9 protein-coding genes are annotated in these 10731 nt (G+C 59.9%); 6 read left to right on the plus strand and 3 right to left on the minus strand.

What is annotated here, in order from left to right:
* Nucleotides 1–261: 261 nt before the first annotated feature.
* Nucleotides 262–1443 carry a GTP-binding protein gene (locus QZZ60_RS08075; protein ID WP_295640330.1) on the minus strand — a complete coding sequence of 394 codons (1182 nt, stop codon included), beginning with the start codon at nucleotides 1441–1443 and terminating at the stop codon, nucleotides 262–264.
* Nucleotides 1444–1603: 160 nt separating this feature from the next.
* Entirely contained in the window at nucleotides 1604–2890 is a 1287-nt protein-coding gene (locus QZZ60_RS08080; RefSeq protein ID WP_295640333.1) for a GTP-binding protein, read from the minus strand.
* A 331-nt stretch (nucleotides 2891–3221) separates the two neighbouring features.
* On the opposite strand from QZZ60_RS08080, the gene QZZ60_RS08085 reads away from it, so the two are divergent.
* Nucleotides 3222–3548: a TIGR03905 family TSCPD domain-containing protein gene (locus QZZ60_RS08085; RefSeq protein WP_295640336.1), complete on the plus strand. Its 327-nt coding sequence runs from the start codon at nucleotides 3222–3224 to the stop codon at nucleotides 3546–3548.
* A gap of 282 nt (nucleotides 3549–3830) precedes the next feature.
* Here QZZ60_RS08085 and QZZ60_RS08090 read toward each other — a convergent pair whose 3' ends face one another.
* Nucleotides 3831–4781: a patatin family protein gene (locus QZZ60_RS08090; protein ID WP_295640339.1), complete on the minus strand. Its 951-nt coding sequence runs from the start codon at nucleotides 4779–4781 to the stop codon at nucleotides 3831–3833.
* Nucleotides 4782–5001: 220 nt separating this feature from the next.
* On the opposite strand from QZZ60_RS08090, the gene QZZ60_RS08095 reads away from it, so the two are divergent.
* The 5 genes from QZZ60_RS08095 to ilvD all read left to right on the plus strand — a co-directional run bounded on the left by QZZ60_RS08095 (nucleotide 5002) and on the right by ilvD (nucleotide 10609).
* Entirely contained in the window at nucleotides 5002–5193 is a 192-nt protein-coding gene (locus tag QZZ60_RS08095) for a hypothetical protein (protein WP_295640341.1), read from the plus strand.
* Nucleotides 5194–5507: 314 nt separating this feature from the next.
* Nucleotides 5508–7169 carry a biosynthetic-type acetolactate synthase large subunit gene (gene ilvB / locus QZZ60_RS08100; protein ID WP_295640344.1) on the plus strand — a complete coding sequence of 554 codons (1662 nt, stop codon included), beginning with the start codon at nucleotides 5508–5510 and terminating at the stop codon, nucleotides 7167–7169.
* A gap of 14 nt (nucleotides 7170–7183) precedes the next feature.
* On the plus strand, nucleotides 7184–7693 hold the full coding sequence (gene ilvN, locus QZZ60_RS08105; RefSeq protein WP_295640347.1) for an acetolactate synthase small subunit: 510 nt from the start codon (nucleotides 7184–7186) through the stop codon (nucleotides 7691–7693).
* 50 nt (nucleotides 7694–7743) lie between these two features.
* Complete coding sequence (gene ilvC / locus QZZ60_RS08110) at nucleotides 7744–8736, plus strand: ketol-acid reductoisomerase (protein WP_295640350.1); 993 nt, start codon at nucleotides 7744–7746, stop codon at nucleotides 8734–8736.
* Between the two features lie 208 nt (nucleotides 8737–8944).
* Nucleotides 8945–10609: a dihydroxy-acid dehydratase gene (ilvD, locus tag QZZ60_RS08115; RefSeq protein ID WP_295640349.1), complete on the plus strand. Its 1665-nt coding sequence runs from the start codon at nucleotides 8945–8947 to the stop codon at nucleotides 10607–10609.
* Nucleotides 10610–10731 lie beyond the last annotated feature (122 nt).

Consider the following 10731-nt stretch of genomic DNA (forward strand, 5'->3'; position numbering starts at 1 on the left):
GGGAGATAAAAGAGCGGCAGGCCGGGAATTATGGAAGGATTAGGGAAGGATGGGGGTGGCGAAGGGGGGAGCGGGCGGGGACGGGCGCTTCCCGGAAGAGGGGACGACGTCCCGCGTGGACGCCGGCATTTTTTGATTTTCGGAGCGTGTCCGGCATGCTGCGGAGCCTGCGGCCCGGGGTCGCGGGCTCCGCAATGTCCGGGCGTCTGAGGGAGACCGTTTCCGGGGAAGGCCGGACGCCTTTCCCGGAAACGGGACGGCTCATTCGTTGTCGAGGCAGGCGTCGAGGGCGGCGCGGATGGCGTTTTCATCCATGTGACGGCCGATGAACACGAGCTTGATCATGCGGTCTCCGTAGCGCTCGTCCCAGTTGCGGTCGAGTTCCGGGTTCGAGGCCCGGGCCTTTTTGCGCTGTTCCGAAGGCGCGGAGGCCATCCAGCGCCCGAAGGGCGTGGCCACGGTCTGCTTTCCGGCCTGCTCGAACATGTACGACATGGACGGATTCTTTTTGAACCACAGAAGCCCCTTGCAGCGTATCACGGTTTCCGGCCAGGACATTTCCACAAATTCGCTGAATTTGTCCTGATCGAAGGGGGCGCGGCGGAAATACACGAAGGTGGAAATGCCGTATTCCTCGGTGTGGGAATGCCCTTCCTCATGGTCGTGATGGTGATGACCGGCATGGGCGTCGTGATCATGATGATCGTCGTCATGTTCGGCTTTTTTCGCGTCGAAGTTCTGAAGGCTTCGTATCCAGCCTGCGGACTTTCCGGCCTTGGCGAAGTTGAAGGCGTGCGTGTCGAGAATGTCCTTGACGGCCACCTTGCCGTAGTTGGTTTCGATGATGCGCGCCTCGGGCTGAAGCTGACGTATGACGGCCTTGAGCGTGGCGAGCTGTTCGGCAGACACTTCGTCCACCTTGTTGAGCACGATGGTGGTACAGAACTCTATCTGCTGGATGAGCAGGCTTTCCACGTCGTCCTCGTCGTTGTCGCCGAGCAGCTTTTCGCCGTTCAGGAATTCGTCGGCCATGCGCATGGCGTCCACCACGGTGACGATGCCGTCGAGACGGCACACCGTGGGCATGACTTCGTCGCCCAGCGTGATGGCCTGCGCGATGGGCATGGGCTCGCAGATGCCGCTGGCCTCGATGAGTATGTAGTCGAAGCGGCAGGTGGCGATGAGGTCAAGAATCTGCTGCATGAGATCGTCTTTCAGCGTGCAGCAGATGCAGCCGTTGGAAAGGGGAATGAGACTGCTTTCCATCTCCACGTTGCCGCCTTTTTCAATGAGCGCGGCGTCGATGTTGACTTCGCCGATGTCGTTGACGATGACGGCGACCTTGTAGCCTTCCTGATTGGAAAGAACATGATTGAGCAGCGTGGTCTTGCCCGCGCCGAGATAGCCGGTAAGAAGCGTGATGGGAACGATGTTTCTGCGCATGGGAAGAAATGATCCGCGCATGGCGCGGGCTGAGGTGAGCGACCGCCGTAAGGTTACATGAGACTTCGCCCGGCGGCCGAAAGGAAAACGGGCAGTCTGCCGGGGCGAAGAACGCCCCTGGACAGAACTGCCCGGAAAAGGGGAGGTGCGGTCCCCGGGATTACTTTTTCAGACAGGCGTCCAGCGCGGCGCAGATGGCGTCCTTGTCCATGTGCTGGCCGATGAAGACCAGCTTTTGCATTCTGTCGCCGTAGGTGTCGTCCCATTCCTTGTCGAGCTGCTTGTCCACGCGGCGCTCGGCGGCCTGGCGCTTGGCCGGAGCGGCGGCCACCCATTCTCCGTAGGGAGAGGCGGTCATCTGTCGGCCGGCCTGTTCATAGAGGTAGGCGGTATCGGGTTCGTCGCCGAACCAGATGAGCCCCTTGCAGCGTATCACGCTGGAAGGCCAGGCGTCGTTGACGAAGTCCTCGAATTTCTTCTGGTCAAAGGGAGGACGGCGGAAATACACGAAGGTGGAAATGCCGTATTCTTCGCCGTGCTCATGGTCGCCGTGGTGATGGTGATGATGGTGACCGTGATGGCCGTGTTCCTCTTCGTCATGGTCATGTTCGTGTTTGTGGCCGTGCTCATGCCCGTCATGATCATGCTTGTGGCCGTGCTCATGATCGTGTTCGTCATGGTCATGATCCTCATGCCCGTGATCATGGTCGTGTTCGTCTTCTTCGGGAGCGTCGGCTTCCAGAGCCTGCACCCAGCCGATGGAGGAGCATGCGCGGTCGAAGTCGAAGCGACCCGTATCGAGGATGTCCTTCACGTCGACCTTGCCGTAGTTGGTTTCAATGATGTTTGCTTCGGGCTGAAGCTTGTGGATGACGGTTCTGAGCAGGCCGAGCTGATCCTCGGTCAGACCGGCCACCTTGTTGAGCACGATGGTGGTGCAGAACTCTATCTGCTGAATGACCAGGCTGGCCACGTCCTCTTCCTCTATGTCTTCCTCCACGAGCCGCTGGCCGCCGAGGAATTCATCCACCATGCGCTGGGCGTCCACCACGGTGACGATGCCGTCGAGGCGGCATATCTTGGGCAGGGACTCGTCGCCGAGGCAGAGCGTCTGCGCAATGGGCAGAGGTTCGCAGATGCCGCTTGCCTCAATGAGGATGTAGTCGAAGCGTCCGGATTCGATGAGGTTCAGCACCTGCTGAAGCAGATCGACCTTGAGTGAGCAGCATATGCAGCCGTTGGAAAGGGGCACGAGGCTGTCGTCCATTTCCACGCTGCCGCCCTTGGCGATGAGGCTGGCGTCAATGTTGACTTCACCGATGTCGTTGACGATGACGGCGACCTTGTAGCCTTCCTGATTGGAGAGCACGTGGTTGAGCAGCGTGGTCTTGCCCGCGCCGAGATAGCCGGACAGAACGGTGATGGGGACTATTTTTCTCTTTTTCATGATGACCTTCCTGAGAGCGCGGATGCGCGTTGATGGCGGGCGCGACGAGGCCGGGCGTCCTTGCGCGCGGCCGGGCCCGTCGTGGCGTTTCATGCTCCGCCGTGACCGGCGGAGGAAACATGTGTGCGCGGCACGTTCAAGATAGGACAAAATCGCGCGGCGTCAACCTCGCGGAAGCGAGGAGGAAGAAAACGGGAGAGGAGAGAAGGCACGGCTCCGGGCGGGCCGTGCTGGAAGAAGGGCCCATGGAGGAAGCTCTTGCCTTCGCCGCCGTCTTGCCATGCGCGGGAGTTTTTCGTAATACACTGTTTTCCAACAACGGAGGATCACCATGCAGTTTGTTTTCACTCCGGAGCGCGTTTGCTCCAAGATGTTCATGATAGAAGTGGACGATGCGACCAGAACCATCACCAACTTTGAATTCAAGGGAGGCTGCCCCGGCAACCTTCAGGGCATAGGCCGCCTCATACGAGGAATGCACGTCGATGAGGTGATCGACCGCTTTGCCGACATGCCCATCTGCCCCACCTCCAAGGTCACGTCCTGCCCGGAACAGCTCCGCAGGGCTCTTCTTGAGCTGCGCGAACGGCTTGACTCCGGCGTGGCGCAGGAAAAACCTCATTTCGGCCTGGAATCCTTTGCATCCATGAAGAAATAAGGCCTTGAAGCCGGAGACGGACCGATTTGCGGCTCTGCCGGCGGAACATCGTTCGCGAAGAAACGCTCCTGAATTTCAGGAGCGTTTCTTTTTATGTCCCGCTTGTCGAAGGCGGAACGCGCTGTCGGCGTCCGTGTCGTTTTGAGGGATAAGGAAAAACGTGCGGTGGGCATGCGCCTGGGCCCGCCCATGATTCTTTTGCGGAAAAAGCGCCGAAAGGCCGCGGAAGCCGCCTGCGAGGGAGGAATAAGCTGCGGAACGAGGAGGCGCTTTGCGAGGCTTTCAGGCTTTCGGCAGAACTTTCCCGCTGCCGGGCGTGTTTCGTTCCTCCAGATACGCCTTGAGGGCCGGCATGGCGTTCTGCGCGTCGCGGTAGCCGAGCCAGTACCATTCGCCGAGCTTTTCCAGATCCTTTTCCATGCGGCCTATGTTCATGAAGCGGGAGGGGCTGATGACGAAGATGCGTCCCTGACGCCTGAGCTTTTCTATGTCGTCGCACAGCCGGTTGTAGTCGGCGTTGCTTTGTGCCAGCGACCGGGCGAGCGCGGGCCACTTTCTGCCGTAGCAGAGCCGTGCGAGTGTTTTTCCCGCATCGGGATTGCGGCGATAGGCGTCGGGACGCGTCTTGATGACCACGATGGCCGGAAAGTCGTTTTCCAGCGCCCATGCCAGAGGAATCTTGCACGAGCAGCCGCCGTCGAGGTAGGGAGCGCCGTCCATGCGCACCATCTGCGAGATGTAGGGCATGGTGGAGGATGCCCGCGTGGCCAGCATGATGTCGGAACAGCGTCCTTTTTCAAAGTACTCTGGCCTGCCGGTAAGGCAGTTCGTGGCCACGGCCACAAAACGTCGCTCCGGCCGGAGAAAGCGCTTCATGTCCAGAGGATCGAGCGTTTTGGAAAGCTCCCCGAACATGAAGTCGAAACCGAAGGGACTGCGGTTGCGCAGGAAGGCTCCGAGTCCGAAGTACCTCGGGTCATGCCGGAAGCGCAGGGGGCTGCGTGCCGAGCGACCTATCTGACCCGAGACATAGCTTATGCCGTTCAGCGCTCCGGCGGACACGCCGATGGTGCAGGAAAGATTGAGGTCGGCTTCCATCATGGCGTCCATGATCCCTACGCTGTAGGTGCCGCGCAGCGCGCCGCCTTCCAGAACGAGGCAGCCCGGCGTGACGATGTCGGAAGCGAGGCCGCGCGGCAGCCTGTCGAAACCGGAATATCTTTTGTGACTCATGAGGGCTCTCCTTGAGAATGCGGAACATCCGCCGCATCCGGCACTTCCGGGAAAGCCGGAACGCCGGGGCGGGCGCGGGCCGTTTTCTTGCTGAAGCGCGGCGGAAGAGATGCCGGACGGGCGTTCGGACGAGGAGAAGCACGACCGGCATGGCAGGGGCGCATCCCTGTGCCGGTCATGGTATCCTTAAAAGAAAAGAGGGAAAAGAGAGAACTTGCCCATGGAAGGTTCCGGCCGGGAAAAGGGCGGAAAGGCATGGGGCCGCACGCCGCGGCAGCGGCGGTGGACGGTGCATCATGGAAAAGAGCGGGCCGGAATGCCGTGCATTGAGGAATGGAATGACCGTGAAACGGATATGTTCCGTACTTTGATGCGTTGTGCGCCGCTGAAACATTTTTATATTGCGGCTTGAGCCGCTGCAGAGGCATGAGGAACGTTTCTTTCTTCATCGTGTCCGGCTTTCTCTGTCGTTACGGACGCTTTTCGAAAATGTGAAAAAAATAGTTTGCTTTTTCGATTGGTTATTTTGCCTTTCATTACTTGACAAGACAAGAAGAAGCAGTCCAGTATTATTCTACGATTAACGCCTGTACCCCCGAAAGGGGCCGGAAAGAGCCGCCCGTGGGGAGCAGACGGAAAGACCGCCGCGAAATGGCGGATCGTGCGACTGGGGGGAGGTCCGCCTCGTGCGGATCAGCATGGTTTCAGCCCATAAGGATGAAGAATATGAAACTGACCGGTTCGGAAATTTTTTGTGAAGTGCTGGTGGAGCAGGGCGTTGACACGCTGTTCGGCTACCCCGGCGGCGCTGTGTTGAATCTGTACGACGCACTGTATAAATACCAGGATCGTATCCGTCATATCATTACCGCCCACGAACAGGGCGCCGCTCATGCGGCCGATGGCTACGCCCGTGCTACCGGCCGCACCGGCGTTGTTCTGGTAACCAGCGGCCCCGGTGCGACCAACCTTGTTACCGGCATTGCCACGGCCTACATGGACAGCGTGCCCATGGTCGCCATTACCGGCAACGTGCCCACGCCTCTCATCGGGCAGGACAGCTTTCAGGAAGTGTACATTGCGGGCATCACCATGCCCATCACCAAGCACAACTTCGTGGTGGACAGAGTGGAAGACCTTGCCGACATTCTGCGCGAGGCGTTCCGCATAGCCCAGACCGGACGCAAGGGCCCGGTGCTGGTGGACATTCCCAAGGACATGACGTCGGCCGTGGCCGAATTCGTGCCCGCCGCCCCCGTGCGTGACACCTATACCTCGAAGATCGACATGGACGCCATCGACAAGGCTGCGGACATCATCAACAACGCCCAGCGTCCGGCCATTTATTACGGCGGCGGCGTCATCTCCTCCGGCGCAAGCGCCGAGCTTGCCGCGCTCATGAAGAAGACCTGCATGCCCGGCGCCTATACCCTCATGGCCGCTGGCGTCATCGACAGCGACGACCCGCTCAACCTCGGCATGGTGGGCATGCACGGATGCCGCACGAGCAACTTCGCCCTCGACTATGCCGACGTCATGGTGGCCGTGGGCACCCGCTTCAGCGATCGCGTGGCCCTCGCTCCCGACGCCTTCGGACGCCGCGCCAAGCTCATTCAGATCGACATCGATCCGAGCGAAGTGAACAAGAACGTCGGCGTGGACGTCAGCCTCATGGGCGACGTGAAGGACGTCATCTGCGCGCTGCTGCCCAAGCTGCATCAGACCTGCCGCGATGAATGGCTTGCCCAGATCGCGGAATGGAAGCAGGAAGACTATCATCCCGAAGACAGCAACACCACGCTCAAGCCCCATCAGGTCATCCGCAAGGTCAACGAAATGGCCGGTACCGACGCCATCTACGTCACCGACGTGGGCCAGCATCAGATGTGGGCCGCCCAGTACCTGCATCACGTCAAGCCCCGTCACTTCCTTACGAGCGGCGGCCTCGGCACCATGGGCTTCGGCTACGGCGCGGCCATCGGCGCCAAGATCGCGAGGCCTGAAAAGCGGGTCGTGCTCTTCACCGGCGACGGCTCCTTCCACATGAACATGAACGAGGCATGCACGGCGGTGAGCTTCGGGCTGCCCGTCATCACCGTCATTCTGGACAACCATGTTCTCGGCATGGTGCGTCAGTGGCAGACGAGCTTCTACGGCAAGCGCTATTCCTGCACCGACCTCAATCGCCGCACCGATTATGTGAAGGTCATCGAAGGATTCGGCGGCAAGGGCTTCCACTGCAACACGCTGGCCGATCTGGAAAAGGCCATGGCGGAGGCTCTTCAGAGCGACGTGCCCGTGTGGATTCACTGCTGCATCGACAAGGATGAAAAGGTGCTTCCCATGATTCCCGGCGGCTGCACCTGTGACTCCATCATCATGGAATAGAGAAGGGGGACAATATGACGAAACATGTGATTTCCATCGTGGTGGATAACAACGCCAACGTCATGGCCCGCGTGTCCTCCCTCTTTGCCCGCCGTCGCTTCAACATGACCAGTGTCACGGCCGCCCAGACCAGTGATCCTGCCGTGTCCATCATCACCATCGTGACGGAAGGCGATTCCCATGTGCTCGACCAGATCGTGAAGCAGACGCTCAAGATGGAAGAGGTGAAGTCCATCACCCTTCTTCCCCCGAATGAAAGCCTGCTCAGCGAGACCATCATGCTGCGCATGGCCTTTGATCCGGCGACTATTTCTCCCATTAAGGATATCGTCGAGGTTTACCGGGCACGAATTATTGACCTTACCTCTAGTAGCATGGTAATACAACTCACCGGCAAGCCTTCCAAGATTGAAGGCTTCCTGGAGGTCATGTCGCCCTATCAGATCCTTGAGATGTGCCGTTCCGGCATCATCGGCATGCCCAGAGGATCGCAGAGTGATTGGTGGAAAAGCAGCAGAGATTAACCTCTGCTGCGGGAATGAATTATAGCCATTGAAATGGAGAAGTTATCATGATCAAGAAGTACTATGACGCAGACTGCAATCTTGGTGTGCTCGACGGCAAGACGGTCGCCATCATCGGTTACGGCAGCCAGGGCCATGCCCATGCCCAGAACCTGCATGACAGCGGCGTGAACGTTGTCGTCGGCCTGCGCAAGGGCAGCTCCAGCTGGGCCAAGGCTGAAGCCGCCGGTCTGAAGGTCATGGAAGTGGAACCCGCCGCCGAAGCCGGTGACATCGTCATGATGCTGGTGCCCGACGAAGTCGCCGCCGACATCTACAACACCCAGGTTGCTCCTCACATGAAGGAAGGCAACGTGCTCTGCTTCGCCCACGGCTTCAACATTCACTTCGGTTTCGTGAAGCCCGCTTCCAACATCGATGTGATCATGATCGCCCCCAAGGGCCCCGGCCACACCGTGCGCAGCCAGTACCTGGAAGGCAAGGGCGTGCCCAGCCTCATCGCCATCGCCCAGGACTACAGCGGTCGTGCCAAGGACTATGCCCTGGCCTATGCTTCCGGCATCGGCGCCGGTCGCGCCGGCATCCTGGAAACCACCTATCGTGAAGAAACCGAGACCGACCTCTTCGGCGAACAGGCCGTTCTCTGCGGCGGCGTGACCGAACTCATGAAGGCCGGTTTCGAGACCCTCGTGGAAGCCGGTTATGCGCCTGAAATGGCCTACTTTGAAACCATCCACGAAATGAAGCTCATCGTCGACCTCATCAACAACGGCGGCTTCGGCTTCATGCGCTACTCCATCTCCAACACCGCCGAATACGGCGACTACCGTACCGGCAAGCGCCTCATCACCGAAGAGACCCGCAAGGAAATGAAGAAGGTTCTGAGAGAAATCCAGGACGGCACCTTCGCTTCCGAGTTCATGCAGGAATTCTCCGCCGGTCGCAAGGGCAAGTTCCTTGCCACCCGTCGTCTGGAAGCCGAGCATCAGCTTGAAAAGGTCGGCGCCGAACTTCGTCAGATGATGAGCTGGCTCAAGAAGTAACATCGGTTTGAAAAAATCGCCGGGCGGCTCCTGCTGTCCGGCGATTTCTGTCTTTTTACGGGCGTTCGGCCGAAAGCGCGCCGCGGATGCCCTCCGCAGTGCGTTCATGTCCGGCATGTCTCGGGGCGCATGCTCCGTTTCGCTGCCGCCGGCGAACGCTGCAACATAAACTGCTCTTTTACGGGAAGGGAACAGGAGAGAATACCTCATGAAGCTTCGCAGTGCGAATGTCACGCAGGGCGTGGAACGCGCGCCCAACCGCAGTCTTTTCTATGCCATGGGCTACACCAAGGAAGAACTGGATCGTCCGCTCGTCGGCGTCATCAGCGCCTACAGCGAAATCGTTCCCGGACATGCCCATCTGGACAAGATAGCCGAGGCCGTCAAGGCCGGCGTGCGCATGGCCGGCGGCACTCCCATTCTCATTCCCGCCATCGGCGTGTGCGACGGCATCGCCATGGGACATATCGGCATGAAATACTCGCTGGCAAGCCGTGAACTCATTGCCGACAGCGTGGAAACCATGGCCATGGCCCATCAGCTCGACGCGCTGGTGCTCGTGCCCAACTGCGACAAGATCGTGCCCGGAATGCTCATGGGCGCGCTTCGTCTGAACATTCCTTCCGTGGTGTGCAGCGGCGGCCCCATGATGGCCGGCGTATACAACGGCGAGGAAGTGAGCCTTTCCAAAATGTTTGAAGCCGTGGGCGCCCGCAAGGTGGGCCTCATCGACGACGCCCAGCTTGAAGAATGTGAAACCGGCGTCTGCCCCGGCTGCGGAAGCTGCGCGGGAATGTATACCGCCAACTCCATGAACTGCCTGTGCGAAGCCGTGGGCATTGCACTGCCCGGCAACGGCACCATTCCTGCCGTGCATGCCCGCAGAATGCAGCTTGCCAAGCATTCCGGCATGGCCGTGATGGAGCTTTTGAAGCGCGACATCAAGCCCCGCGACATCGTCAACGAAAAGTCCCTCCGCAATGCGCTTGCCTGCGACATGGCGCTCGGCTGCAGCACCAATACCGTGCTCCATCTGCTTGCCATCGCCCATGAGGCCGGAGTCGACTTCAACCTTGCGCTGTTCAATGAAGTGAGCGCTCAGGTGCCCAATCTCTGCCACCTTGCTCCCGCCGGCCCCACCCATATGCAGGATCTGTATGCCGCGGGCGGCATTGCGGCCGTGCAGGCCGAGCTTGCCAAGGGCGGCTTCATCGATACCAGCCTCATCACCGCCACGGGCAAGTCCGTGGCCGAAAACATCAAGGGTGCGGTCATCAGGGACACCGGCGCGGTTCGTCCTCTTTCCAACCCCTACAGCCCCACGGGCGGCCTTCAGATTCTCTGGGGCAACATCGCGCCCGACGGCTGCGTGGTCAAGCGCAGCGCCGTGGCCCCCGAAATGCTGAAGCACAGCGGCCCCGCCCGCGTGTTCGACAGCGAGGATGAAGCCATCGACGCCATTTACAACGGCAGAATCCATGAAGGCGACGTGGTCGTCATCCGCTACGAAGGCCCCAAGGGCGGTCCCGGCATGCGTGAAATGCTCAATCCCACCAGCGCTCTTGCCGGCATGAAGCTGGATACCACCGTGGCCCTCATTACCGACGGCCGCTTCAGCGGCGCGAGCCGCGGCGCCTCCATAGGCCACGTTTCTCCCGAAGCCGCCGACGGAGGTCCTATCGGACTCATTCAGGAAGGCGACATCATCAGCATCGACATTCCCAATGCCAGCATCAACGTGGAAGTGAGCGAAGAAGAGCTCGCCCGCAGAAAGGCGGCCTTCGTACCCCGTGAACCCAACATCAAGACCGGCTGGCTCGGCCGTTATGCGCGTCTTGTGAGCAGCGCCAATACCGGCGCCGTGCTGAAATAGTGTTTTTCCGGGAGGGATGCCGACAAGGTTCCATCTCCACAAGCTCTCCTTAGCTTCTGTGATTTCGTTCCGGGCGGTCCGGCACGATCCCTCAGTCAGAGGAGCAGGCCGTTTTCTTCATT

Source organism: uncultured Mailhella sp. (assembly GCF_905187505.1).
Lineage (GTDB): Bacteria > Desulfobacterota > Desulfovibrionia > Desulfovibrionales > Desulfovibrionaceae > Mailhella.

Excerpts from the sequence above, each read along its gene's own strand:
- QZZ60_RS08075 (WP_295640330.1), bottom strand. The coding sequence starts at position 1,443 with ATGCGCAGAAACATCGTTCCCATCACGCTTCTTACCGGCTATCTCGGC.
- QZZ60_RS08080 (WP_295640333.1), bottom strand. The coding sequence starts at position 2,890 with ATGAAAAAGAGAAAAATAGTCCCCATCACCGTTCTGTCCGGCTATCTC.
- QZZ60_RS08085 (WP_295640336.1), top strand. The coding sequence starts at position 3,222 with ATGCAGTTTGTTTTCACTCCGGAGCGCGTTTGCTCCAAGATGTTCATG.
- QZZ60_RS08090 (WP_295640339.1), bottom strand. The coding sequence starts at position 4,781 with ATGAGTCACAAAAGATATTCCGGTTTCGACAGGCTGCCGCGCGGCCTC.
- QZZ60_RS08095 (WP_295640341.1), top strand. The coding sequence starts at position 5,002 with ATGGAAGGTTCCGGCCGGGAAAAGGGCGGAAAGGCATGGGGCCGCACG.
- ilvB (WP_295640344.1), top strand. The coding sequence starts at position 5,508 with ATGAAACTGACCGGTTCGGAAATTTTTTGTGAAGTGCTGGTGGAGCAG.
- ilvN (WP_295640347.1), top strand. The coding sequence starts at position 7,184 with ATGACGAAACATGTGATTTCCATCGTGGTGGATAACAACGCCAACGTC.
- ilvD (WP_295640349.1), top strand. The coding sequence starts at position 8,945 with ATGAAGCTTCGCAGTGCGAATGTCACGCAGGGCGTGGAACGCGCGCCC.